Annotated in this window: 19 protein-coding genes, 1 pseudogene and 1 riboswitch; of the genes and pseudogenes, 9 read left to right on the top strand and 11 right to left on the bottom strand. The window is 72.9% G+C overall.

Features of this window, described 5'->3' with window-relative positions; genetic code table 11:
* A pseudogene (locus AB0M39_RS12210) lies at positions 1-295 on the bottom strand (hypothetical protein); the annotation flags it as partial.
* A 92-nt stretch (positions 296-387) separates the two neighbouring features.
* Here AB0M39_RS12210 and AB0M39_RS12215 point away from each other — a divergent pair.
* The gene (locus AB0M39_RS12215) at positions 388-2,949 is read left to right on the top strand and encodes a helicase C-terminal domain-containing protein (RefSeq protein ID WP_365363020.1); all 2,562 of its coding nucleotides are present in this window, start codon (positions 388-390) and stop codon (positions 2,947-2,949) included.
* Positions 2,950-3,003: 54 nt separating this feature from the next.
* Here AB0M39_RS12215 and AB0M39_RS12220 read toward each other — a convergent pair whose 3' ends face one another.
* Complete coding sequence (locus tag AB0M39_RS12220; RefSeq protein ID WP_365363022.1) at positions 3,004-3,462, bottom strand: hypothetical protein; 459 nt, start codon at positions 3,460-3,462, stop codon at positions 3,004-3,006.
* Positions 3,463-3,590: 128 nt separating this feature from the next.
* Between AB0M39_RS12220 and AB0M39_RS12225 the strand changes: the two genes are divergently transcribed.
* Positions 3,591-5,243 (top strand): DNA repair helicase XPB, encoded by a 1,653-nt coding sequence (locus tag AB0M39_RS12225; protein ID WP_365363024.1) that lies wholly within the window; start codon positions 3,591-3,593, stop codon positions 5,241-5,243.
* A 107-nt stretch (positions 5,244-5,350) separates the two neighbouring features.
* Here the strand turns inward: AB0M39_RS12225 and AB0M39_RS12230 are convergent, their stop codons facing one another.
* Positions 5,351-5,551, bottom strand: a complete 201-nt coding sequence (locus AB0M39_RS12230) for a hypothetical protein (RefSeq protein WP_365363026.1) — start codon at positions 5,549-5,551, stop codon at positions 5,351-5,353.
* 435 nt (positions 5,552-5,986) lie between these two features.
* Between AB0M39_RS12230 and AB0M39_RS12235 the strand changes: the two genes are divergently transcribed.
* Complete coding sequence (locus AB0M39_RS12235; RefSeq protein WP_365363220.1) at positions 5,987-7,963, top strand: UvrD-helicase domain-containing protein; 1,977 nt, start codon at positions 5,987-5,989, stop codon at positions 7,961-7,963.
* 169 nt (positions 7,964-8,132) lie between these two features.
* Here AB0M39_RS12235 and AB0M39_RS12240 read toward each other — a convergent pair whose 3' ends face one another.
* On the bottom strand, positions 8,133-8,831 hold the full coding sequence (locus AB0M39_RS12240; RefSeq protein WP_365363028.1) for a copper homeostasis protein CutC: 699 nt from the start codon (positions 8,829-8,831) through the stop codon (positions 8,133-8,135).
* Between the two features lie 205 nt (positions 8,832-9,036).
* On the opposite strand from AB0M39_RS12240, the gene AB0M39_RS12245 reads away from it, so the two are divergent.
* Both AB0M39_RS12245 and AB0M39_RS12250 read left to right on the top strand, forming a co-directional pair.
* Positions 9,037-11,280, top strand: a complete 2,244-nt coding sequence (locus tag AB0M39_RS12245; protein WP_365363030.1) for a heavy metal translocating P-type ATPase — start codon at positions 9,037-9,039, stop codon at positions 11,278-11,280.
* A 172-nt stretch (positions 11,281-11,452) separates the two neighbouring features.
* Positions 11,453-12,103 (top strand): hypothetical protein, encoded by a 651-nt coding sequence (locus AB0M39_RS12250; RefSeq protein WP_365363032.1) that lies wholly within the window; start codon positions 11,453-11,455, stop codon positions 12,101-12,103.
* 39 nt (positions 12,104-12,142) lie between these two features.
* Here the strand turns inward: AB0M39_RS12250 and AB0M39_RS12255 are convergent, their stop codons facing one another.
* Both AB0M39_RS12255 and AB0M39_RS12260 read right to left on the bottom strand, forming a co-directional pair.
* Positions 12,143-12,412, bottom strand: coding sequence for a DUF4031 domain-containing protein (locus AB0M39_RS12255; RefSeq protein WP_365363034.1), 270 nt, complete (start codon positions 12,410-12,412; stop codon positions 12,143-12,145).
* Positions 12,409-12,768, bottom strand: a complete 360-nt coding sequence (locus AB0M39_RS12260; protein ID WP_365363036.1) for a hypothetical protein — start codon at positions 12,766-12,768, stop codon at positions 12,409-12,411. The genes AB0M39_RS12255 and AB0M39_RS12260 overlap by 4 nt, the downstream gene beginning before the upstream one ends.
* A gap of 160 nt (positions 12,769-12,928) precedes the next feature.
* On the opposite strand from AB0M39_RS12260, the gene AB0M39_RS12265 reads away from it, so the two are divergent.
* Both AB0M39_RS12265 and murQ read left to right on the top strand, forming a co-directional pair.
* On the top strand, positions 12,929-13,846 hold the full coding sequence (locus tag AB0M39_RS12265) for a MurR/RpiR family transcriptional regulator (protein ID WP_365363038.1): 918 nt from the start codon (positions 12,929-12,931) through the stop codon (positions 13,844-13,846).
* A gap of 53 nt (positions 13,847-13,899) precedes the next feature.
* On the top strand, positions 13,900-14,931 hold the full coding sequence (murQ, locus tag AB0M39_RS12270; RefSeq protein ID WP_365363040.1) for an N-acetylmuramic acid 6-phosphate etherase: 1,032 nt from the start codon (positions 13,900-13,902) through the stop codon (positions 14,929-14,931).
* Between the two features lie 115 nt (positions 14,932-15,046).
* On the opposite strand, the gene AB0M39_RS12275 is transcribed toward murQ, so the two are convergent.
* The 5 genes from AB0M39_RS12275 to thrC form a co-directional block, all read right to left on the bottom strand.
* The gene (locus tag AB0M39_RS12275; RefSeq protein ID WP_365363042.1) at positions 15,047-16,204 is read right to left on the bottom strand and encodes a hypothetical protein; all 1,158 of its coding nucleotides are present in this window, start codon (positions 16,202-16,204) and stop codon (positions 15,047-15,049) included.
* Between the two features lie 351 nt (positions 16,205-16,555).
* Positions 16,556-18,178: a chaperonin GroEL gene (groL, locus tag AB0M39_RS12280; protein WP_365363044.1), complete on the bottom strand. Its 1,623-nt coding sequence runs from the start codon at positions 18,176-18,178 to the stop codon at positions 16,556-16,558.
* Positions 18,179-18,572: 394 nt separating this feature from the next.
* A complete protein-coding gene (locus tag AB0M39_RS12285) occupies positions 18,573-18,776 on the bottom strand; it encodes a cold-shock protein (RefSeq protein ID WP_005315736.1) in 204 nt (67 codons plus the stop codon).
* Between the two features lie 720 nt (positions 18,777-19,496).
* Positions 19,497-19,772, bottom strand: a complete 276-nt coding sequence (locus AB0M39_RS12290) for a MoaD/ThiS family protein (RefSeq protein WP_365363046.1) — start codon at positions 19,770-19,772, stop codon at positions 19,497-19,499.
* Between the two features lie 26 nt (positions 19,773-19,798).
* Complete coding sequence (gene thrC, locus AB0M39_RS12295; protein ID WP_365363048.1) at positions 19,799-21,085, bottom strand: threonine synthase; 1,287 nt, start codon at positions 21,083-21,085, stop codon at positions 19,799-19,801.
* Between the two features lie 17 nt (positions 21,086-21,102).
* A riboswitch (SAM riboswitch) is annotated at positions 21,103-21,230 on the bottom strand.
* A 143-nt stretch (positions 21,231-21,373) separates the two neighbouring features.
* On the opposite strand from thrC, the gene AB0M39_RS12300 reads away from it, so the two are divergent.
* Together AB0M39_RS12300 and AB0M39_RS12305 are read left to right on the top strand one after the other, a co-directional pair.
* Positions 21,374-22,312, top strand: a complete 939-nt coding sequence (locus AB0M39_RS12300) for a glucosyl-3-phosphoglycerate synthase (RefSeq protein WP_365363051.1) — start codon at positions 21,374-21,376, stop codon at positions 22,310-22,312.
* Between the two features lie 114 nt (positions 22,313-22,426).
* Complete coding sequence (locus AB0M39_RS12305; RefSeq protein WP_365363053.1) at positions 22,427-24,220, top strand: DUF11 domain-containing protein; 1,794 nt, start codon at positions 22,427-22,429, stop codon at positions 24,218-24,220.
* The last annotated feature ends 221 nt before the right edge of the window (positions 24,221-24,441 follow it).

Below are 24,441 nucleotides of genomic sequence, written 5' to 3' on the forward strand. Positions count from 1 at the left end.
GGCGCGCGCGCTGCTCCGGCACCGCCAGCGAGGGCGCGGGCGGCGACGGCGCGGCCGACCCGCCGCCGTCCTGCGACGCGGCCGAGACCACCTGGTCCGGCGTGCCGAGCCGGCCGAGGATCCGGCGCACCGACGCGGGGGTGTCGCCGCCGGTCTCGGCGCGCTGCCGGTCGATCTCGTTCCGGAGCGTCGACACGAGCCGCATCCGCGTGCCGGACGGCAGCTGGCTCTGCTGAGCCAGGTCGCCGACCCGGCTCAGATAGTCGTAGACGAGCTGGTCGCTCTCGATCCCCACCGGCGTTCCCCTGACGTTCCCTACCGGGCCGTCCGCTCTTCCCGGGCCGCCCTGCCCCCGACGGTAGCGCTCCAGGCACTACCGTGGGGCGGATGGGGACCATGCCCGAAGGAAGCATTCCGCGCACGCTCGCCGAAGCGCTGCGCGCCCGCGGCGACGAGGATCTGGCCGCGCTTCTGCGCGCCCGCCCCGATCTGCTGAACCCGGTGCCGAACGACCTGACGCAGCTCGCCACCCGGGCGGGCACCCGCGCCTCCGTCGTACGCGCCCTGGAACGGCTCGACCGGTTCTCCCTGCAGACCGCGGAAGCACTCGCCGTGGCCCCCGACCCCGCTCCGTACGGCGCCCTGCTCGCCCTCCTGACCGGCGACGACGGCGACGCGGCCATCGAGGCGGCCCTGCCGCACGCGCTCGAGGTGCTGCGCACCCAGGCCCTGGTGTGGGGCGGCGACGACCGGCTGCGGCTGGTGCGCACCGCCCGCGAACTGCTCGCCCCGTCCCCCGCCCACCCCTCGCCCACCGGCCTCGGACCGACCGTCGCCGAGGCCACCTCGGGCATGTCGCCGACCCGGCTCCAGGAGATCCTCGCGACCGCCGGGCTGGCCACCACCCATGACCCGGTCTCCGCGGTCGCGGCGCTGACCTCCCTGTTCACCGACCGGACCCGGATGGCGCAGCTGCTGGACACCGCGCCGACGGAGGCGCTGACCGTGCTGGACCGGCTGGTCTGGGGCCCGCCGTACGGCGAGGTGACCGCCAACCCGACCCCGCCGGTGCGCTGGCTGCGCGACCGCGGGCTGCTGCTGCCCGCGTCCCCGCGCACGGTCGTGCTGCCGCGCGAGGCGGCGCTGCATCTGCGCGCCGGGCGTGCGCACCGCACACCGGAGCCCACCCCGCCGCAGATCGCGCCGGCCGCGACCGCGTCGATCGCGCAGGGCCGTCCACAGGTTGTGGACAGCACGGCGGCGGGCCAGGCGTTCACCGCGCTGTCGACGATCGAGGACCTGCTCAAGGACTGGCACGAGGGCGGTCCGCCGGTGCTGCGCGCGGGCGGCCTGTCCGTGCGGGACCTCAAACGCACGGCCACGGCCCTGGACACCACGGAGCAGATGGCCGGATTCTGGCTCGAACTCGCCTACGCGGCGGGCCTGCTGGCCGCGGACGGCGAGGCGGACGAGCGGTACGCGCCGACGCCCGCGTACGACGACTGGCTGGAGCTCCCGGCGCCCGAGCGCTGGGCCGCGCTCGCCGAGGCATGGCTGGCGGCGACCCGTACGCCCGGACTGATCGGCGGCCAGGACGCCAAGGGCCGTACGCTCTCCGCCCTCGGCCCCGACCTCGACCGCGCCGCCGCGTCCGAGGTCCGCAGACGGGTCCTCGAACTCCTGTCGTCCCTCCCCGAGGGCACGGCCCCCGACCCGCAGTCGGTCCTCTCCCGCCTCCAGTGGGAACGCCCCCTGCGCGGCGGCGGCGCCCTCGCCGACCTGCGCTCCCGCATGGCGACCTGGACGCTCACCGAGGCGGAGGTCCTGGGCGTGACGGGCCGGGGAGCGCTGTCGGCGCACGGGCGGGCGCTGCTGCGCGCCGCCCAGGAGCGCGCGGAGCACGGGGCCCTGGGGGAAGGGGCGGAGCGGACCGGAGCGGGCGCGGGACCGGAGGGATCAGCCGCGGGCGCGGCATCCGCATCGGGCGCACGCTCGCGTACGGCGGCGGCATCGGACGCCGTCGTACGCGCCCTCGCCCCGCTCCTGCCCCAGCCGCTCGACCACGTCCTGCTCCAGGCCGACCTCACCGCCGTCGCCCCCGGACCGCTGGACCGGCCGCTCGCCGAGACGCTCGCCGTCCTCGCCGACGTCGAGTCCAAGGGCGGAGCGACCGTCTACCGCTTCACGCCCGGCTCCGTCAGACGCGCCCTGGACGCCGGCCAGTCGGCCTCCGACCTGCACGAGTTCCTCGCCACGCACTCCCGCACGCCCGTCCCGCAGCCGCTCAGCTACCTCATCGACGACGTCGCCCGCCGCCATGGACATCTGCGGATCGGGGCGGCGTCCGCCTACGTACGCTGCGACGACGACGCCCTCCTCGGCGAGATCCTCGCGGACAAGCGCTCCCAGGGCCTGCGGCTGCGCCGCCTCGCGCCCACCGTGCTGGCAGCCCAGGCCGACCCCGGCGCGCTGCTGGAGGGGCTGCGCGCCATGGGATACGCGCCGGCCGCCGAGTCGGCCGAGGGCGATGTGCTGATCACCCGCGCCCACGCCCGCCGCACCCCGCCGCGCACCGCGCCCGTCCCCGTGCCCGACGGGCCGCCGCTGCCCGACGGGACGCTGCTCGGCGCCGCGGTGAAGGCGATCCGCGCGGGCGACCTCGCCGCCACCGTCGTACGCAAGCCCGCCCTCGAGCCCGCCCGCAACGGCGAGCTGCCCCGCACCACCTCCGCCGAGACCCTGGCCACCGTCCAGGCCGCCGCGCTCACCGGCTCGGCCGTGTGGATCGGCTACGTCAACGCGGAGGGCGCGGCCAGCCAGCGCGTCATCGCGCCGGTGCGGGTGGAGGGCGGCTTCGTCACGGCGTACGACCACACCGCGGACGAGGTGCGCACCTACCCCCTGCACCGCATCACGGGCGTCGCGGAGCTCGCGGACGACCCGGCGTGAAGCGGCCTGAACAGGACCTGATCGGCGCGTGAGGCCGGTGATCTGCGAGCCCGGTCAGCTCGAGGCCATGCCGGCGAGCAGCATCGCGATGTAAAACCCCCAGATCAGCCCCATGAGCACCTTCGTGAAGAAGAACGCCGTCATGCAGGCGAGCACCCCCCGCCTGATCCGCATCTCGCGGCGGTTGGAGTCCCCGTCCGGCCGCCATGTGGTCGCCACGACGGCGAGCGGGATCAGATAGCCCAGGGCCCACGAGTGGTCGGTCCACATCCCCGTGGTCGTCAGGTCGACGTACGCCGCCACCAGCACCAGCGGCGTGAACACCAGCGGCACCCGCCACCACAGCGGGTCGGCGACGCCCGCCGCCGCCGGGAACCGCCGATAGGCCGCCGGGCGACGCACCGGCCGCCGCCGGGCCGCCGGGTAGGACGCCGGCGCGTACAGATGCGCCAGCCCGGCCGGCCACTCGCCCGGCGCCTGCTCCGAAAGACGGTTCCGCTGGAGGATTCCCATGCCCCCATTCCACGCCCGGGACCGCGCCCGGGGCAGGGTGCGCGTACTCACTCCCTTCGGCCCAGGTACTCAGTACGGCACACTGGAGGTTTGGCCGCACAGGTCAGACGTATCGAAAGGGCGCAGGTGTGAACGGACCCCTCATCGTCCAGAGCGACAAGACCCTCCTCCTCGAAGTGGACCACGAGCTCGCCGACGCCTGCCGTCGTGCCATCGCGCCGTTCGCCGAGCTGGAGCGCGCCCCGGAGCACATCCACACCTACCGGGTCACCCCGCTCGGCCTGTGGAACGCCCGTGCCGCCGGACATGACGCCGAGCAGGTCGTGGACGCGCTCGTGGAGTACTCCCGCTATCCGGTGCCGCACGCGCTGCTCGTCGACGTCGCCGAGACCATGGCGCGCTACGGCCGCCTCACCCTGTCCAAGCACCCCGTCCACGGGCTCGTGCTGACCACGACCGACCGGCCGGTGCTGGAGGAGATCCTCCGCTCCAAGAAGGTCCAGCCGCTGGTCGGCGCCCGTATCGACCCGGACACCGTGGCCGTGCACCCCTCCGAGCGCGGGCAGGTCAAGCAGACGCTGCTGAAGCTGGGCTGGCCGGCCGAGGACCTCGCCGGGTACGTCGACGGCGAGGCGCACCGCATCGACCTGGACGAGAACGGCTGGGCCCTTCGCCCGTACCAGAAGCAGGCCGTCGAGGGCTTCTGGCACGGCGGCTCGGGCGTCGTCGTGCTCCCCTGCGGCGCCGGCAAGACGCTCGTCGGCGCGGGCGCGATGGCGCAGGCCAAGGCCACCACGCTGATCCTGGTCACCAACACCGTCTCCGCCCGCCAGTGGAAGCACGAGCTGGTCAGACGGACGTCGCTGACCGAGGACGAGATCGGCGAGTACAGCGGCACCAAGAAGGAGATCCGCCCCGTCACCATCGCCACCTACCAGGTGCTGACGACGAAGCGGAAGGGCGTCTACCCGCACCTGGAGCTCTTCGACTCCCGGGACTGGGGGCTGGTGATCTACGACGAGGTGCATCTGCTGCCCGCGCCGGTCTTCAAGTTCACGGCCGACCTCCAGGCGCGCCGCCGGCTCGGGCTGACGGCGACGCTGGTCCGCGAGGACGGCCGGGAGTCGGACGTCTTCTCCCTCATCGGGCCCAAGCGCTTCGACGCGCCCTGGAAGGAGATCGAGGCGCAGGGCTATATCGCGCCGGCGGACTGCGTGGAGGTACGGGTCAATCTGACGGACTCGGAGCGGCTCGCGTACGCGACGGCCGAGACGGAGGAGAAGTACCGCTTCTGCGCGACGACCGCGACCAAGCGGAAGGTGACGGAGGCGCTGGTCCAGCGGTTCGCGGGGCAGCAGATCCTGGTCATCGGCCAGTACATCGATCAGCTGGACGAGCTGGGCGAGCATCTGGACGCGCCGGTCATCAAGGGCGAGACGTCGAACGCGCAGCGGGAGAAGCTCTTCGACGCGTTCCGGCAGGGCGAGATCTCGGTGCTGGTCGTGTCGAAGGTGGCGAACTTCTCGATCGACCTTCCGGAGGCGACGGTGGCCATCCAGGTCTCGGGCACCTTCGGCTCACGCCAGGAGGAGGCTCAGCGCCTGGGCCGTGTTCTGCGGCCGAAGGCGGACGGGCACCAGGCCCACTTCTACTCGGTGGTCGCGCGCGACACGATCGACCAGGACTTCGCGGCGCACCGCCAGCGGTTCCTGGCGGAGCAGGGGTACGCCTACCGGATCGTGGACGCGGACGAGCTGCTGGCGACCGACGCGGAGGAGTGACGCGGAGGAGGAGTGAGGGGCGGGGAGATCGCAGGGGCGTACGGAACCGGGGATCAGTCCGGAGCCGCGGATCAGTCCAGAACTGCGGATCAGTCCGGAGCCGCGGATCAGTGGCGGCAGACGCCCGCCTCCTCGGCGAACTCCCCGAGGACGGCGACGCTGAACACGGCGCCGGCGAAGACCTTGACCGCGCGCAGGGCGTTGCCGATGAGGTGCGGAGAGTGGGCGCCGACGCCGGTGGCCGTCGCGCCCTGGCGGGGGTGGGGGACGTGGGTGCCTGGGCCTGGGGTGAAGGTTGCAGTACTCATGTCTCCATGATGGAATTCCGCCCCCTCTGACACATCGGTCTGCGGACTGAGCTGTGAGATCACCGGTGTACGACTCCAGACAGAGTCCATCCCCTACGGGGAGGACGTACGAGAGTCCTCCCCGTGGTCCGTCGTATGGCCCACGCGCAGGCCCCGCTCCCCGCTCGCGCCCGCGGAAATCCGTTGGGCCGGGATCGGCCGCCTCGCTACAATCGCCGGTCTTGCCCGCCTCCCCTCGTGGAGCGCCGCCGTCCGGACGGAAACCGGCCGGTCGTCCGTCCCGCCCCAGATCCGCTCTGCAGCCGCCGGAGGCGACCCGTGCCCGCGCACGTCCCTGTTCCCGAGACCGACTCCCCCGACTTCCCCGCCGACGCACCCCTCGATCCGCTTGATCCGCTCGATCCGCTCGATCCGCTCGGGCGTGAGCGGGCCCATCTGTCCGCGTCGCGCGCCGCGCTGCGGGCGATGCGCGAGGACGTGCAGTCCCTCGACATCCGCGACGTCACCGCGAACTGGGTCAACGCCGCAGTCCTCGAGTCGCAGATCGAGCAGCGCATCAAGGCGCTCGCCGACCTCTCCCACACCCCGCTCTTCTTCGGCCGCCTCGACTATCTGCACACCACGCAGGAGGGCCAGCGCTTCTACATCGGGCGCCGCCACGTCCACGACGGGGACGGCGACCCCATGGTCATCGACTGGCGAGCGCCGGTCTCGCAGCCGTTCTACCGGGCGTCGCGGAAGGACCCTCAGGACGTGGGGCTGCGGCGGCGGTTCGGGTACACGGGCGGCGACCTCACGGCGTACGAGGACGAGCATCTGACCGACCCGACCGAGCGGGAGCAGACCAGCAAGCTGCTCCAGGCGGAGATCGAACGGCCGCGCGTGGGCCCGATGCGGGACATCGTCGCGACGATCCAGCCGGAGCAGGACGAGATCGTACGGTCCGGGCTGACCGGAACGGTATGCGTCCAGGGCGGCCCGGGGACCGGGAAGACGGCGGTGGGCCTGCACCGGGTGGCCTATCTGCTCTACGCGCACCGGGAGCGGCTGGCCCGCACCGGCACGCTCGTCATCGGCCCGAACCGGTCCTTCCTCCACTACATCGAGCAAGTGCTGCCCGCGCTGGGCGAGTTGGAGGTCAAGCAGGCGACGGTGGACGACCTGGTCGCGCACGTCGAGGTGCGGGGCGCGGACGCGGCGGACGCGGCGGTCGTCAAGGGCGACGCGAGGATGGCGGAGGTGCTGCGCCGGGCGGTGCGCTCGCACGTCGTCGTCCCGACGGAGCCGGTGATGGTGGTGCGGGGGTCGCGGCGCTGGCGGATTCCGGCGTACGAACTCGAGGAGATCGTCGCCGAGTTGCTCGCGCGCGACATCCGGTACGGGGCGGCCCGCGAGGCCCTTCCGCAGCGGATCGCGCACGCGGTCCTGGTCCGCATGGAGGAGGCCGGCGAGGCGCCGGACGACCGGGTGCAGGACGCGGTGGCCCGCAACCCGGCGGTGAAGGCCGCGGTGAAGGCCGTCTGGCCGGCCGTTGACCCGGCGAAGCTGGTGCTGCGGCTGCTGTCCGACGCGGAGTTCCTGGCGGCGCACGCCGAGGGCGTGCTGTCCGAGGACGAACAGCGCACGATCCTGTGGCAGAAGCCCGCGCGGAGCGTGAAGTCGGCGAAGTGGTCGGCTGCGGACGCGGTCCTGATCGACGAGGCGAACGACCTGGTGCAGCGGACGCATTCGCTGGGCCATGTCGTACTGGACGAGGCGCAGGACCTGTCGCCGATGCAGTACCGCGCGGTGGGCCGGCGCTGCTCGACGGGCTCGGCGACGGTGCTCGGAGACCTGGCGCAGGGGACGACGCCCTGGGCGACGGCGAGCTGGGCGGAGGCGCTGTCCCACCTGGGCAAGCCGGACGCGGCGGTCGAGGAGCTGACGGCGGGCTTCCGCGTCCCGCGCGAGGTGATCGCCTACGCCTCCCGCCTGCTCCCCCACATGTCCCCGGGGCTGGCCCCGGTCTCCTCGGTCCGCGAGACCCCCGGCTCCCTGGTCGTCCGCGAGGCGGCGGACCTGGACGCGGCGGCGGTGCGGGCGTGCGAGGAGGCGCTGGCCCACGAGGGCTCGACAGGCCTGATCGCGGCGGACGCGCGCGTCCCGTCCCTGCGATCGGCCCTCGAGTCGGCGGGCCTGCCCTGCCTGGCCCCCGGCGACGAGACGACCGCAGCCTCCCGCCTGACCCTGGTTCCGGCGTCCCTGGCGAAGGGCCTGGAGTACGACTACGTGGTCCTGGACGACCCGATGTCCATCGTCACCGCGGAACCAGACGAACGCACGGGCCTGCGGCGGCTGTACGTGGCGCTGACGAGGGCGGTCTCGGGCCTGACGGTGCTCCATGGAGGCGAGCTCCCGAAGCAGTTGGGGTAGCGGCGCGGGGCGCGGCCCAGCCCCGCACATTCAGCCCCGCCGGCGATTGAGGCGCGGGGTCCGGGGCAGCGCCCCGCGGGCCGCCCGCACAGGGCACGTCACCCCCGCTCCAGGGGGCTGCGCCCCCGTACGGCCTTCGGCCGTGTCCTCAATCGCCGGACGGGCTGAGTTACCCCTCAAGCTCCTTCCGCCACTCCTCCACCGCTCCCGGCCTCACCCCCGCCGACCAGCCGTCCGGCCTCGCCGCGCCGCCGATGTGGAACGCGTTCACTCCCGCCTTCCGCAGCGTCGGCAGATGGTCCAGGCGCAGGCCGCCGCCCACCAGGATCTGGGGCTCGTAGCCCGGCTCTCCCCCGCGTGCCGCTTCCCGCAGCAGGGTCGCGAGGCCCTCGTCCACGCCCGACGGCGAGCCCGCCGTGAGGTATGCGTCGAGGCCGGGCAGGTCCGCCAGCTGCTTGCGGAGCGCGTCCCTGTCCGCCGCCTGGTCGATCGCCCGGTGGAACGTCCACCGGCAGCCCTCCACCTCCGCGGTCAGCCGCTCCACCGTCACGAGGTCCGGGTTCCCCGCCTCGTCGAGGAAGCCGAGCACGAACTCCTCCGCGCCCTCCGCCCGCAGCTCCGCCGCCCTGCGGACCAGTTCGTCCACGTCCGCCGGCGAGCCCGCCGAGAAGCCGTCGGCCAGGCGCAGCATCACCCGCAGCGGGATGTCCACCGCCGCGCGGATGCGCGCGAACGTCCTCCTCGACGGCGTCAGACCGTCCGCCGCCATGTCGGTGACCAGCTCCAGCCGGTCCGCCCCTCCGGACTGCGCGGCGACCGCGTCCTCCGCGTCGAGGGCGATCACCTCCAGGAGTGCACGGTTGCTCATGAGACCCCAATCCTCGGGTGACAGGCGAAACAGGTCTAGTCCAATGTCCAGCCTAATGCGCGCGCACGGCAAAAGCAGCCACACACCCCTCCCCTTCCCCCGATCCCCCCGGACACCCCTTGCGCGAGATACCCCCCAGGGGTATACATGGATCGAGAGCTGTACCCCCAGGGGGTATCAGGTACCATGAACCTCGGGAGGAACCATGTCGCACACCGCCGAACTCTCCATCGGGGGCATGACCTGCGCCTCGTGCGCGGCTCGCATCGAGAAGAAGCTCAACCGCATGGACGGCGTCGAGGCCACCGTGAACTACGCCACCGAGAAGGCGCACGTCAGCTTCCGCGGCGAGGACGTCTCCGTACAGGACCTCATCGCCACCGTCGAGGCCACCGGCTACACCGCCGCCGAGCCACCGCCCCCGGAACCCGCGCGGGCGCCCGGCGCCGCGGAGGCCGGCGCGCCGGAGCCGGCCGACGATCTGCGCGACCTCCGCCACCGCCTCGTCACCGCCGTCGTCCTCGCCCTCCCCGTCGTCGCGATGGCGATGGTCCCCTCCCTCCAGTTCCAGTACTGGCAGTGGCTCTCCCTCACGCTCGCCGCGCCCGTCGTGACGTACGCCGGCTGGCCCTTCCACCGCGCCGCCCTCACCAACGCGCGGCACGGCGCCGCCACCATGGACACCCTGATCTCGGTCGGCACCTCCGCCGCGTTCCTGTGGTCCCTGTGGGCGCTGTTCTTCGGGACCGCCGGGATGCCCGGCATGGTCCACCCCTTCGAGCTGACCATCAGCCGCAGCGACGGCGCGGGGAACATCTACCTCGAGGCCGCCGCCGGCGTCACCGCGTTCATCCTCGCCGGGCGGTACTTCGAGGCCCGCTCCAAGCGCAAGGCCGGCGCGGCCCTCAGGGCCCTCCTCGAACTCGGTGCCAAGGAGGTCACCGTCCTGCGCGACGGGCGCGAGGCGCGCATCCCGGTCGGCGAGCTGGCCGTCGGCGACCGCTTCCTCGTACGGCCCGGCGAGAAGATCGCGACCGACGGCGCCGTGGTCGAGGGCGCCTCCGCCGTGGACGCGTCCATGCTCACCGGCGAGTCCGTGCCCGTCGAGGTCTCCGTCGGCGACGCGGTCGCCGGCGCGACCCTCAACGCCCACGGCCGCCTCGTCGTCGAGGCCACCCGCGTCGGCGCCGACACCCAGCTGGCCAGGATGGCCAAGCTGGTGGAGGACGCGCAGAACGGCAAGGCCGCCGCCCAGCGGCTCGCCGACCGGATCTCCGCCGTCTTCGTGCCGATCGTGATCGTCCTGTCGCTCGCCGCCCTCGGCGGCTGGCTGCTGGCCACGGGCGACGCGACCGCCGCGTTCACCGCCGCCGTCGCCGTGCTGATCATCGCCTGCCCCTGCGCGCTGGGCCTGGCCACCCCGACCGCCCTCATGGTCGGCACCGGACGCGGCGCCCAGCTCGGCATCCTCATCAAGGGGCCCGAGGTGCTGGAGAACACCCGCAAGGCCGACACGATCGTCCTCGACAAGACCGGCACCGTCACCACCGGCCGGATGACCCTCCTGGCCGTCCACGCCGCCGAGGGCGAGAGCGACGCCGACGTACTGCGGCTGGCCGGCGCGCTGGAGCACGCCTCCGAGCACCCCATCGCCCGCGCGGTCGCCGAGGGCGCGGCGGCGAAGGCCGGCCCGCTCCCCGCTCCCGAGGACTTCGCGAACCTCGCCGGCCTCGGCGTCCAGGGCGTCGTCGACGGCCGCGCCGTGCTCGTCGGCCGCGAGAAGCTGCTGCACGAGTGGGAGATCCGGCTGCCCGCGGAGCTGCGGCGCGCCAAGGACGAGGCGGAGGCCGCAGGCCGCACGGCCATCGCGGTCGCCTGGGACGGCGAGGCCCGTGCCGTCCTCGAGGTCGCCGACGCCGTCAAGGAGACCAGCGCCGAGGCCGTGCGCAGACTGCGCGCGCTCGGCCTCACCCCGATCCTGCTCACCGGCGACAACACGGCCGCGGCGCACGCCGTGGCCCGCGAGGTCGGCATCGACGAGGTGTACGCCGAGGTGATGCCCGAGGACAAGGTCGAGGTCGTCAAGCGCCTTCAGGCCGAGGGCCGTTCGGTGGCGATGGTCGGGGACGGCGTCAACGACGCCGCCGCCCTCGCACAGGCCGACCTCGGGCTCGCGATGGGCACGGGCACGGACGCCGCGATCGAGGCCGGCGACCTGACGCTCGTACGCGGAGACCTGCGGGCCGCCGCCGACGCGATCCGGCTCTCGCGCAGGACGCTCAGGACCATCAAGTCCAACCTCTTCTGGGCCTTCGCCTACAACGTCGCCGCACTGCCGCTCGCCGCGGCCGGCCTGCTCAGCCCGATGATCGCGGGCGCGGCCATGGCCTTCTCGTCCGTCTTCGTGGTCGGCAACTCCCTGCGGCTGCGCGGCTTCAAGGCCCTGTAGCCCCCGGGCTCTGCAGCCCACCGCGCGGGGGGGGGGGGCCCCCCCCCCCCCCCCCCCCCCCCCCCCCCCCCCCCCCCGGCGCGGGCGCCCCCCCCCCCGGCCCCCCCCCGCCCGCCTTCTCACGTCGCCCCGTGAGAGTCGCCCCATAGAGTCACCGCATTAGAGTCGCCCCATGGCCGATCTCCGCGACCGCTGGACGCAGACCCTCCTCGCCGCCCGCGACGGCGCGAGCGACCCGGACCCCCTCCCGTACGCCGAGGACCTGCTCGCCCGCTGGGCCGAGCCGCAGCGGCGCTACCACACGACCGCCCACCTCGCCGCGGTCCTCGACCACGTCGACGCCCTCGCCGAGCATGCGGCCGACCCCGAACTCGTCCGCCTCGCCGCCTGGTTCCACGACGCGGTCTACCTCCCCGACCGCTCGGAGAACGAGGAGCGCTCCGCCCGCCTCGCCGAACGCGCCCTCGCCGAGGCCGGCCTGCCCGAGGACCGCGTCGCCGAGGTCGCCCGGCTGGTCCGGCTGACCGTCGGCCACGACGCCGAGGAGCCCGACGCCAACGGCGCGGTCCTGTGCGACGCCGACCTGGCGATCCTGGCCTCGGCCCCCGACGCGTACGCCGCGTACGCGCAGGCTGTGCGCGAGGAGTACGGATTCGTCCCCGACGACCTCTTCCGCGAGGGCCGCGCGGCGGTGCTGCGCCAACTGCTGGAGCTGCCCCGGCTGTTCCGCACACCGCACGGGCAGCGCGCGTGGGAGGCCGCGGCCCGCCGGAACCTGGCGGCGGAGCTGGAGACGCTGGAGCAGGCGCCTCAGCAGAAGTAGACGATCAGCCGCACGCTGCCGTCGCCGTGCAGTCCGCCCCTACGGCGCGGGGCGGTGCTTGGGTCGGCGCAGGCCCGCCTCCGTCAGCCGGCGGACCAGCTCCTTGGAGCCGATCTCCCGCGCGCCCGCCGCCACCGCGTCCCGGTAGCGGTCCGACGGAACGTCGTAGTGGTCCCGCTCGAAGGCCCGGGGCGGGCAGCCGATCGACGCGGCGAAGGCGTGCAGCTCCTCGTACGAGACGTCGCTGACCAGGTGCGACCACATACGGCCGTGCCCCGGCCAGGTCGGCGGGTCGATGTAGAGGGTCACCGGGGCAGCCCGCCGACCCGCGCCACGATCACGCCCGCCTTCCCGCAGACCCAGTGCGGGTCCGGACCCAGCTCCGGCTCCACCTCCAGCGCGTGCGGGTCGCCCACGTCGCACACCGGGCACAGCGGCCACCGGCCGTACCGCTCCAGCAGCGCGTCCTGGACGTCCTGGGCGACCAGCCCGGCAACGTACTCCACGCCCTCCGGCCACTGCTCGACCCACCAGCGGCGGTGCGTCACCGAGTCCTCGACGAGCGACACGACCGTCGCGTCGGCCACATCGCGGGCGGCCAGGTCGGCGAGGACCAGGGCGCGGGCCGCGTGGAGGGCCTGCTCAAGGACGTGCGCGTCGTTCATGGAGCCATTGTCACCCCAGGGGCGGCAGGCGGACCGGGCACTTCGATCAATCCCATCGATGTACTTCGATCAATCCCGTCGATCGAAAGGGAGCGGCAGGGCGCGGTGCGGGGGCCGAAGGGGGTTGACGATGGGCGAATGCCGAAAATATCTTTCAAAGGTGACCTATCCAGTGAAGGAAATTTTCAGCGGTGACGCCCCACCCGCCCCCGCCGCCCTCGCGGCCAAGGTCCGGACCCTCGCGCCGTCCATGACCCGCTCCATGCAGCGGGTCGCCGAAGCCGTGGCCGAGGACCCGGCCGGCTGCGCCGCCCTGACGGTCACCGGCCTCGCCGAGCTCACCGGCACCAGCGAGGCCACCGTGGTCCGCACCGCCCGCCTCCTCGGCTACCCCGGCTACCGCGATCTGCGCCTCGCCCTCGCCGGGCTCGCCGCCCACCAGCAGTCGGGCCGGGCCCCCGCCGTCACCGCCGACATCGCCGTCGACGACCCGATCGCGGACGTCGTCGCCAAACTCGCCTACGACGAGCAGCAGACCCTCGCCGACACCGCCGCCGGCCTCGACACCGTGCAGCTCGGCGCGGCCGTGGCCGCCGCGTCGACCGCCCGCCGCATCGACGTCTACGGCGTCGGAGCGTCCTCCCTCGTCGGCATGGACCTGGCCCAGAAGCTGCTGCGCATCGGCCTGATCGCGCACGCCCACGCCGACCCCCATCTGGCCGTCACCAACGCGGTGCAGCTCCGCTCCGGCGACGTGGCGATAGCGATCACCCACTCCGGGTCCACCGGCGACGTGATCGAGCCGCTGCGGGTCGCCTTCGACCGGGGCGCCACGACGATCGCGATCACCGGCCGCCCGGACGGTCCGGTGTCGCAGTACGCCGACCATGTGCTGACCACCTCCACCGCCCGCGAGAGCGAGCTGCGCCCGGCCGCGATGTCGTCGCGGACCAGCCAGCTCCTGGTGGTGGACTGCCTGTTCATAGGAGTCGCGCAACGCACGTACGAGACGGCGGCGCCGGCGCTCGCCGCCTCGTACGAAGCGCTCGCCCACCGGCACAGCCCGCGCACCCGCTGAACGCAGAGAAGAACACAGAGAAGACACACGCAGAGCAGGAAGAGCGGCCCTCCATGACCTCCACCTCGTCGGCGTCCTCACCCTCCTCGTCCGCCTCGTCCGCCTCGTCGGCCTCGTCGACGTCCTCGCCCGCCTCCTCCGCGGCGTACGGCGAGCTCCGCGCCGAGCTGGCCGCCCTCACCACCGAGGCGTTCCGCCCCGAGCTCGCCGAGATCGACCAGCTCCCCACCCTCGAGATCGCCCGGATCATGAACGGCGAGGACCAGTCCGTCCCCTTCGCCGTCGCCGCGCAGCTGCCGTCCATCGCCGCCGCCATCGACGGCGCCGCCGAGCGGATGGCGCTGGGCGGCCGGCTGGTCTACGCGGGCGCGGGCACGGCGGGCCGGCTGGGCGTACTGGACGCGAGCGAGTGCCCGCCGACCTTCAACACCGACCCGGCCGAGGTCGTGGGCCTGATCGCGGGCGGTCCCGCCGCCATGGTCAACGCGGTCGAGGGCGCCGAGGACAGCGGCGAGCTGGCCGTCGCCGACCTGGCCGCGCTCGAGCTGACCGCCCACGACACGGTGGTCGGCGTCTCCGCCTCGGGCCGCACGCCGTACGCGATCGGCGCGGTCGAGCACGCCCGCTCCGTCGGCGCGCTCACCGTCGGCCTGTCCTGCAACGCCGACAGCGCGCTCGGCGCGGCGGCCCACCACCGCATCGAGATCGTCGTAGGACCCGAACTCATCACCGGATCGACCCGGTTGAAGGCGGGCACGGCCCAGAAGCTGGTCCTCAACATGATCTCGACGATCACGATGATCCGCCTCGGCAAGACGTACGGAAACCTGATGGTGGACGTCCGCGCCTCCAACGAGAAGCTGCGCGCCCGCTCCCGCCATATCGTCGCGCTCGCCACCGGCGCGTCGGACGAGGCGATCGAGCGGGCGCTGGCGGCGACCGAGGGCGAGGTGAAGGACGCGATCCTGACGATCCTGGCGGGCGTGGACGCGCAGACGGCCAGGGAGCTCTTGGCGAAGAACGGGGGCCACCTGCGTTCCGCACTCCAGAGCAGCCCACCCCCTTCCAGCCCCGCCGACGTTTGAGGCGCGCAACCCACGTCACCCTCGCCCCAGGGGGCTGCGCCCCCGTACGCCCTACGGGCGTGTCCTCAATCGCCGGACGGGCTGGGATTCGCCGGCGATTGAGGCGCGGTCGCTGCTACCAGTAGACGACGGTGTAGCCGCTGCCCCCGGGCGTTCCGGGCGACCCAGGCGCGCCGGTGACCACGCCCGAGACGCCGCCCTCTCCCCCGTCGCCGCCGACCACCGCGCCCGCCGGCACGCCCACCGTGCCGTCAGGGGCGGCGCCGCCTTCTCCGCCGTCGCCGCCGGAAGTGCCGTTGCCGCCGGACAGGTTCACGCCGCCGGTGGCGCAGAGACCGGTGCCGCCTACGCCGGGCACCCCGTCCGCACCGTCCACGGCGCCCCCGCCGCCTCCGCCGCCGCCCCCGGTTCCGCCGGTGGCGGTGGCCAGCAGGCCGCCGTTCGGCGCGGCCAGGGTCGTCGCGGTGCCGGCGGTGCCGGGAGTCCCGGCGGTCCCGGCAGAGCCTGCCGAGCCGGCAGGGCCGCCCGCGCCGTTGGGGCCGCCGAGCCCGATGTCCACCACGTAGCTCTGCAGGGGCGTGACCTCGAGGGCGCACCATACGAAGCCCCCGGCGCCACCGCCGCCGCCGGTGCCACCGTTGCCGTTGTTCGGGCTGCTGCCGCCGCCACCGCCGCCCCCACCGCCGCCGCCGGCGCCCCAGACCTGGACGAAGACCGAGGTGACGCCCGCCGGCGGGACGAAGGTCCCGTCCGTGGTGAACTGCCGCAGCCCGTGGGGCGCCTGGGCCGCAGTCGGCGGCGCCGCAGGCGTCGTCGGGGGCCGGGTGGACGCGGGCGCCGTCTCAGGCGCGGGCGCCGTATCGGACACGGGCTGCTGCTCCTGCGCGGGCGGCCGCGCCTGGGCGGGCTGCTGCACCGGCTGCTGCCCTTGCGCCGGCTGCTGCTCTTGGGCAGGCGGGAGTGCCTGGGCAGGCTGCTGTTCCTGCGCGGGCGGGCGCGCCTGGGCGGGCTGCTGCTCCTGCACCGGCTGCTGCTCCTGCGCCGGCGGCCGCGCCTGGACGGGCTGCTGCTGCACGGGCGGGCGCTCCTGCGTCTGCGGCCGCTCCCGCGCCGGCTTCCTCGGCCTGTCGTGCCCGTCCGCCTGCGCGGCGGGAGACAGCGCGAGGATCTGGCCGGTCAGAGCGGCCACCACGGCGACGGAGGCAAGCAGTCGGCGGGAGCGGGCCCGAGGCAGCACCGCGGTGCCGGCCGGGCTCTGGCTGTTCACGTTCATGGCTTCCTTCCCCTCGGCGCCCGCTCGGGCTGCCGAGGGTGTGCGTGGGACGGGCGCGGGGCCGGGTGGGCCCGCACGCGCACATCCCATCGCCCGAGGCGTCCGCCCGCGCGCGGGCAGGTGCGAGAAGTGATCCAGTCAGGTGAGCAGTTGAGCCGACCGGCTTATGCCGATCGGCTCATGCAGAGCGGCTTGCGTCGACCGGCTTGTGTCGACCGGCTTAGGTCGCGGTCGCCGCATGCACCGGGCTCCAGGTCGGGCCGCGCGCCGGAGGCGGAAACGCCGAAGGGCGGCGCCCACTGGGAGTGGGGCGCCGCCCTCCGTCAGGACGGTCGATCAACCAGAGGTCGATCAGAAGTCCATGTCACCGCCCGGCATGCCGCCCGGAGCGGCGGCGGACGCCTTCTCCGGCTTGTCGGCGATGACGGCCTCGGTGGTCAGGAACAGCGCCGCGATGGAGGCCGCGTTCTGCAGGGCAGAGCGGGTCACCTTCGCGGGGTCGATGATGCCCTCGGCGATCATGTCGACGTATTCACCGGTCGCGGCGTTCAGACCGTGGCCGACGGCCAGGTTGCGCACCTTCTCGACCACGACGCCGCCCTCGAGGCCGCCGTTGACGGCGATCTGCTTGAGCGGGGCCTCCAGCGCGAGCTTCACGGCGTTGGCGCCGGTCGCCTCGTCGCCGGTGAGCTCGAGCTTCTCGAAGACCGAGGAGGCCTGCAGCAGGGCCACGCCGCCACCGGCGACGATGCCCTCTTCGACGGCCGCCTTCGCGTTGCGAACGGCGTCCTCGATGCGGTGCTTGCGCTCCTTGAGCTCGACCTCGGTCGCGGCGCCGGCCTTGATGACGGCCACGCCGCCGGCCAGCTTCGCGAGGCGCTCCTGGAGCTTCTCGCGGTCGTAGTCCGAGTCGGAGTTCTCGATCTCGGCGCGGATCTGGTTGACGCGACCGGCAACCTGGTCGCTCTCGCCGGAGCCGTCGACGATGGTGGTCTCGTCCTTGGTGATGACGACCTTGCGGGCGCGGCCCAGCAGGTCCAGGCCGGCGTTCTCGAGCTTGAGGCCGACCTCCTCGGAGATGACCGTGCCGCCCGTGAGGATGGCGATGTCGTTCAGCATGGCCTTGCGGCGGTCGCCGAAGCCCGGGGCCTTGACCGCGACGGACTTGAAGGTGCCGCGGATCTTGTTGACGACCAGGGTCGACAGGGCCTCGCCCTCGACGTCCTCGGCGATGATCAGCAGCGGCTTGCCCGACTGCATGACCTTCTCCAGCAGCGGGAGCAGGTCCTTGACCGAGGAGATCTTGGAGTTGACGATCAGGATGTACGGGTCGTCGAGCGACGCCTCCATACGCTCCATGTCGGTGGCGAAGTACGCCGAGATGTAGCCCTTGTCGAAGCGCATGCCCTCGGTGAGCTCAAGCTCCAGACCGAAGGTCTGGGACTCCTCGACGGTGATGACGCCTTCCTTGCCGACCTTGTCCATGGCCTCGGCGATGAGCTCGCCGATCTGGGTGTCGGCGGCGGAGATGGAGGCGGTCGAAGCGATCTGCTCCTTGGTCTCCACGTCCTTGGCCTGCTCGAGCAGGGCGCCGGAGACGGCCTCGACGGCCTTCTCGATGCCGCGCTTGAGGGCCATCGGGTTGGCGCCGGCGGCCACGTTGCGCAGGCCCTCGCGGACGAGCGCCTGGGCGAGGACGGTGGCGGTGGTCGTACCGTCGCCGGCGACGTCGTCCGTCTTCTTGGCGACTTCCTTGACCAGCTCGGCGCCGATCTTCTCGTACGGGTCCTCGAGCTCGATCTCCTTGGCGATGGAAACACCATCGTTGGTGATCGTGGGGGCGCCCCACTTCTTCTCGAGGACGACGTTCCGGCCCTTGGGGCCAAGGGTGACCTTGACGGCGTCGGCGAGCTGGTTCATCCCGCGCTCGAGACCGCGCCGTGCCTCCTCGTCGAACGCGATGATCTTGGCCATGTGAAGTGGTCCTCCCGGACTGGGGTGGATTTCTCCGGACCGCACTGGCGCCCGCGACGGACGGCCTGCACGCCGTGTGGTTCCTTGCCCCACCCGGCCTGCGGACCTCACCTGAACGGTCCTCGTTGTCACTCTCACCTTCAGAGTGCTAACGCCAATGATTAGCACTCGCCCATGGAGAGTGCAAGCGGCTTCGACGAAGCCCCAGCGTGGGACGGGCGTTCGCCGAGCGCCCCGCGCGGCGGCGGGCCCGGACCATCGGGGGCGGCGGCGACCGCGGGCCCTCGGGGCGCCCGGGAGGAGCGGACTGTCTGCGGACGCGCGAGGGGCCCGCATCCCAGATGGAATGCGAGCCCCTCGTGCGTGAGTGCGTCGGTGGTCTGTCGCGCCGAGATCAGACGGCGAGCTTGACCATGTCCGCCTGCGGCCCCTTCTGGCCCTGCGAGATCTCGAACTCGACCCGCTGACCCTCCTCCAGGGTGCGGTAACCGTCCATCTGGATCGCGCTGTAGTGGACGAAAACATCCGCACCACCGTCGACCGCGATGAAGCCGTACCCCTTCTCCGCGTTGAACCACTTGACGGTGCCCTGAGCCATGCCTAACTCCCCTATTACTGGCCCTTGCACAGGACCGCACTTCGCGGACCCGGGTCAGACCTCACCCCATGCAACCCATCTGGCAGGAGGGGTGTGCGTCGGAACGCGTCGACCGCGGCTGAATGTATCTGCCCAACTGCCCTCTGCAACAGGTCAATCGGACGAGAATTCTGGGCGCGGCCGAAGGGAGAATTGACCTGAATTCAAGAAATTCCGGGGCAAGTCGGGCCCGGCAAATGGCGCATAAGAGGCATTTCGACCGCACACTTTGGCTGCTTCTTGTCGCGCGGCGGACGCATTCTCATATGCGTGCGGCACAAGCAGCGGAGGGGACTTCCCAACTCTACCGCGTTCAACCATGCAGAATTGCCCCCTCCGCTTCTCTTGCGGAGGGGGCAATTCTGGTAACGCTGAGTACCTGGCGAACGGTCAGCAGCCGGGGGCCCGCTCGACGGCCAGAGCAACCGGTCCGGTGCCGGAGGGTCAGCCTCCGGCACGGTGGCTGACGGTTCAGAAGCCGGCACGCTGCTGAAGAGTCAGCCTCCGGCGCGATGCTCGACGGTCAACCTCCGGCACTGTGCCGGAAGGTCAGCCTCCGGCACGGTGCTCGACGGCCGGGGCGGCCGACCCGGCACCGGAGGGCCAGCCTCCGCACGCGGCCGGACGGTTCAGCAGCCGGCACAGTGCCGGACGGTCGCCCTCAAGCCCTGTGCCGGACGGTCAGCCTCCGGCGACGGCCGGGATGATCGAGATTCCCGCGCCGTCCGGCGTCGCCGTCTCGAGGCCCTGCTCGAAGCGGACGTCGTCGTCGTTGACGTACACGTTGACGAAGCGGCGCAGCTTGCCCTGGTCGTCCAGGACGCGCGCGGCGATGCCCGTGTGGTTCTTCTCCAGGTCGGCGATGACCTCGGCGAGCGTGCCGCCCTCGGCCGCGACCTCGGACTGGCCGCCCGTGTACGTACGGAGGATGGTGGGGATGCGGACGTTGACGCTCATGGTGGTGTTCTGCCTTCCGTAGGTAGTCAGCGGGCGAGGCCGGCGTCGCGGAACGCGTCCAGGCTCGGGCGGATCGTCGCGGTCGGGCCGGTCGTCGGCGCCACCGCGTCCAGCGTCTTGAGACCGTCGCCGGTGTTGAGGACGACCGTGGTGAGCGTCGGGTCCAGCACGCCCGCCTCGATCAGCTTCTTGGTCACGCCCACGGTCACGCCGCCCGCGGTCTCCGCGAAGATGCCCTCCGTGCGGGCGAGCAGCTTGATGGCGTCGACGACCTGCTCGTCGTCGACGTCCTCGACCGCGCCGCCGGTGCGGCGGGCGATGTCCAGGACGTATGGGCCGTCGGCCGGGTTGCCGATCGCCAGCGACTTGGCGATGGTGTTCGGCTTCTGGGGGCGCACGACGTCGTGGCCGGCCTTGAAGGCGGTGGACACCGGCGAGCAGCCCTCGGCCTGCGCGCCGAAGATCTTGTACGGCTTGTCCTCGACCAGGCCCAGCTTGATCAGCTCCTGCAGACCCTTGTCGATCTTCGTGAGCTGCGAGCCGGAGGCGATCGGGACCACGATCTGGTCGGGCAGCCGCCAGCCGAGCTGCTCGCAGATCTCGTACGCCAGCGTCTTGGAGCCCTCGCCGTAGTAGGGGCGGAGGTTGACGTTGACGAAGCCCCAGCCCTCGCCGAGCGGGTCGCCGATGAGCTCGGAGCAGAAGCGGTTGACGTCGTCGTAGTTGCCCTCGATGCCGACCAGCTCGCCGCCGTACACCGCGGCCATGACGACCTTGCCCTGCTCCAGGTCGTGCGGGATGAAGACGCAGGAGCGGAAGCCGGCCCGGGCGGCGGCGGCGCCGACCGCTCCGGCCAGGTTGCCGGTGGAGGAGCAGGACAGCGTGGTGAAGCCGAAGGCGCGGGCGGCCTCGACGGCGATGGCGACGACACGGTCCTTGAAGGAGTGCGTCGGGTTGCCGGAGTCGTCCTTGACGTACAGCCCGCCGGTGACGCCCAGCTCGCGGGCGAGGTTGTCGGCCTTGACGAGCTTGGTGAAGCCGGGGTTGATGTTCGGCTTCTCGGCCACGTCGGCGGGGACGGGCAGCAGGGGGGCGTAGCGCCAGATGTTGTCGGGTCCGGCTTCGATGCGCTTGCGCAGCGCTTCGGGGTCGCCGCTCGGCAGGTCGTACGCGACTTCGAGCGGCCCGAAACACAGGGCGCAGGCGAAGATGGGGCCGAGGTCGAACCGCTCTCCGCATTCGCGGCACGACAGTGCGGCGGCGGGACCCAGGTTCACGGGGGTGGTGGCGGTTGAGACGGTCTGCACAGCCATGTTGGCGAGGCCCTTTCTCCTCATCTTCCTCATGGCGCATTTCGCCATAAGACGGAATTGGCACCTTCCCCACCGTGACCTCGCGGTCGGCGGGAGGGTTGCCGGGGCTTCAACGGGCCGTTCCCTCTGCCCCTCTGGATGAGCGGTATTCGATTGTCAGCGCGACGACCCCGGCATGCGACGGCCGTCGGCGTTGTTCAAGACTGTAACCGAAGGCCGCGACTGTTGAGATAGTCGTCCGAACCGCGAGATGGATCACTCGGTCCGCGAGCAGAGGGAGACGGGCACGTGCTGGAAGAGGTGGAGCGCTGGCTGACCAGGCGTTCCTGGTCGGCGGCCGACCGCCCGCTCGACCGGCTGATGGCCGCCAAGCGCGGTACGACCGTCAGCGTCGTCCTGCCCGCCCTCGACGAGGAGTCGACCGTCGGGGACATCGTCACGGTGATCCGCCGCGAGCTGATGGAGAAGGTCCCGCTCGTGGACGAGCTGGTCGTGGTGGACTCCGGGTCCGGCGACCGCACGGCCGAGGTGGCCGCGGCGGCGGGCGCGCGGGTCGTGCACCGGGACGCGATCCTGCCCCGGCTGCCGGCCGTCCCCGGCAAGGGCGAGGTGCTGTGGCGGTCGCTGCTGGCCACCAGCGGCGATGTCGTGTGCTTCGTCGACGCGGACCTGCGGGACTTCTCCGCGGACTTCGTCTCCGGAATCGTGGGCCCGCTGCTGACCGACCCCGATGTGCAGTTCGTCAAGGCGATGTACGACCGGCCGCTCGGCGCCGTGGCGGGCGAGGGCGGGCGGGTGACCGAGCTGGTGGCGCGGCCGCTGCTCAATCTGCACTGGCCGCAGCTGGCGGGGTTCGTCCAGCCGCTGGGCGGCGAGTACGCGGCGCGGCGCTCGCTGCTGGAGCGGCTGCCCTTCCCGGTGGGGTACGGAGTGGAGCTCGGCCTGCTCGTCGACGCGCTGCACACCGTGGGCCTGGACGGGCTGGCGCAGGTGGACGTCGGCTCGCGCAAACACCGCCACCAGGACGGGCAGGCGCTCGGCCGGATGGCCGCCGCGATCTACCGCACGGCTCAACTGAGACTGTCGCGCGGGCACTTGGTGCGTCCGGCGCTGACGCAGTTCGAGCGGGGCGAGGACGGTTTCGTACCGCGTACGCATGCGGTGGACACGGAGGAGCGGCCGCCGATGCGCGAGATCGGTGAGTACGCGGCGCGTCGCGCGGCATAACCCGTACATAACCAATCATTTTGTCTACATTTCCCATGTATGGGCTTGAGACACCGTATGGGCGCTCCGCGCCGCATTGCCGGGCTGTCCCGGATCCTCGGGGCTCTGGCGGTCGTGACCACAGCGACGGCCGCGCTCACCGCGGCGGCCGTCCCGCACGAGGCCGCCGCCGAGGCTTCGGCTCCCTTCGAGAAACGTCTTGAGGAGCGTCTCGAGACGCGCCTCGAGACGCGCCTCGACGAGCGTTTCGAGAAGCGTTTCGAGGCCGCGCTCTACGGCGACTTCGCCACGATCGGGAACACGGTCATGGTCTGCCCGGACAGCCCGGCCGACGAGGCGGCCCGGTGCGCCCTGGCCGCCGACGGGCTCGGCGGCGACGACAACGACGCCTTCGACATGCGGCGGACCGACACCGCGGGGATGACCGAGGGCTTCGGTTCGAGCACCGGCAAGGTCACCGTCCCGCCGGGCGCGGAGATCGTCTACGCCCGGCTCTTCTGGGGCGGCAACGCCGGCGCGCACCGCGCGGCCGACGGGACCGAGCGCATGCGCTGCGACAACGGCGGGGGCGGTACGGGCGGGGTTGGCGGTACGGGAGGTGCTGGCGGCGCCGGCGCGGACGCCGTCCCCTCCCCGGGCAGGCCCCTCGACGCCGTGCCCGCGATCGGCGTGGCCGGCGGCGTGCCGGTCAAGGTCTCCCCGAAGAACCTGGTCAGGGACCCGGCGACGACCAGCGGGGCGCACTACTACACCGGCGAGGCCGACGTCACCGCCGCCTTCGACGGCCTCACCGGCTCGGGCGCGGCGATCCCCGTCGCGGTCGGCGACCTCTGGGCCGCGAACGGCCGGGGCTGCGTCGCGGGCTGGTCGCTCACCGTCGTCTACGGGTACGACGGCCCCGACGAGACGTACGCCCCCGAGCGGCGCCGCGTGTACGTGTACGGCGGCCACGCCCTCCAGCGCCCCGGCGCCCCCGCGACCACCGTGGCCGTGGACGGCTTCCGCCGGACGGGCGACAGCGCGGTCCGGGCGAGCGTGACGGCGCTGGAAGGCGACTGGAACGCTCCCGGCGACCGCTTCCGCGTCCACGGGCGCGAGATCGCCGACGACCGGGCCGACGGCGCCGCGAACTTCTTCGCCGGCGCGAGCGACGGCGCGGTCGACCCCCAGTACGTCGACAACCTCGGCGTCGACGCCAGGGCCTTCGCGCTCCCGGCTGCGACGATCCCGCCCGGCGAGACCTCCACCACGCTCTCCCTCGCCACCGAGGACGACTCCTACCTCTCCACCGCGCTCGCGCTGTCGGTCCCGGTCGCCGACCTGGAGGTCACCAAGACGGCGTCGGCGACGACGGTCGCGCCCGGCGATACCGTGACGTACACGATCACCGCGGAGAACGTGAGCGGGCGGGACTACCCCAACGCCCGGTTCGGCGACGACCTGACCGACAACCTCGACGACGCGGTCTACAACCTGGACGCGCGGGCGACGGTCGGCACGGTCTCGTACGAGGTGCCGAGGATCCGTTTCGTCGGCGACATCCCGGCGGGCCGGTCGGCGACCCTCACCTACACGGTCACGGTCGACGACCCGGTCACCGGGGACGGCCGGCTCGGCAACAGCGTCGCGGTCGACTCCCCCCGCTCGAACTGCGGCCAGGACAGCGGGGATCCCCGGTGCGGCGCGACGCCGCTGCTCGCCCCGTCGCCCTCGCCGTCGCCGTCGCCGTCGCCGACCCGAACGATCCAACTCCGCCCGGCGCCGGCGCCCCCGACCCCGACCGACGCCCCCACGCTCGCCCACACCGGCACCAAGGCGGAACGCCTCTGGCTCCTGGGCGGAGTGGCCCTCAGCCTGACGGCAGCGGGGGTGGTGGCGGTGGCGGCGTCGCGAGGTCGCCGCCAATAGGGCGCGGCCTGAGGCGCGCATTCAGCCCCGTGGGGGTCCCCCCGGACGAAGTCTGGGGGAGATTGAGGCGCGGGGTCCGGGGCAGCGCCCCGCGGGCCGCCCGCACAGGGCACGTCACCGTTGCCCCAGGGGGCTACGCCCCCGTACGGCCTTCGGCCGTGTCCTCAATCGCCGGACGGGCTGAGTTTCCCGGCGTTTGAGGCGCGGGGTCCGGGGCGGAG

Source organism: Streptomyces sp. NPDC051907 (genome assembly GCF_040681075.1).
Lineage (GTDB): Bacteria > Actinomycetota > Actinomycetes > Streptomycetales > Streptomycetaceae > Streptomyces.

Coding starts and splice junctions, on each gene's coding strand:
- AB0M39_RS12215 (WP_365363020.1), top strand. CDS start 388: ATGGGGACCATGCCCGAAGGAAGCATTCCGCGCACGCTCGCCGAAGCG.
- AB0M39_RS12220 (WP_365363022.1), bottom strand. CDS start 3,462: ATGGGAATCCTCCAGCGGAACCGTCTTTCGGAGCAGGCGCCGGGCGAG.
- AB0M39_RS12230 (WP_365363026.1), bottom strand. CDS start 5,551: ATGAGTACTGCAACCTTCACCCCAGGCCCAGGCACCCACGTCCCCCAC.
- AB0M39_RS12240 (WP_365363028.1), bottom strand. CDS start 8,831: ATGAGCAACCGTGCACTCCTGGAGGTGATCGCCCTCGACGCGGAGGAC.
- AB0M39_RS12245 (WP_365363030.1), top strand. CDS start 9,037: ATGTCGCACACCGCCGAACTCTCCATCGGGGGCATGACCTGCGCCTCG.
- AB0M39_RS12250 (WP_365363032.1), top strand. CDS start 11,453: ATGGCCGATCTCCGCGACCGCTGGACGCAGACCCTCCTCGCCGCCCGC.
- AB0M39_RS12260 (WP_365363036.1), bottom strand. CDS start 12,768: ATGAACGACGCGCACGTCCTTGAGCAGGCCCTCCACGCGGCCCGCGCC.
- murQ (WP_365363040.1), top strand. CDS start 13,900: ATGACCTCCACCTCGTCGGCGTCCTCACCCTCCTCGTCCGCCTCGTCC.
- AB0M39_RS12275 (WP_365363042.1), bottom strand. CDS start 16,204: ATGAACGTGAACAGCCAGAGCCCGGCCGGCACCGCGGTGCTGCCTCGG.
- groL (WP_365363044.1), bottom strand. CDS start 18,178: ATGGCCAAGATCATCGCGTTCGACGAGGAGGCACGGCGCGGTCTCGAG.
- AB0M39_RS12285 (WP_005315736.1), bottom strand. CDS start 18,776: ATGGCTCAGGGCACCGTCAAGTGGTTCAACGCGGAGAAGGGGTACGGC.
- AB0M39_RS12290 (WP_365363046.1), bottom strand. CDS start 19,772: ATGAGCGTCAACGTCCGCATCCCCACCATCCTCCGTACGTACACGGGC.
- thrC (WP_365363048.1), bottom strand. CDS start 21,085: ATGGCTGTGCAGACCGTCTCAACCGCCACCACCCCCGTGAACCTGGGT.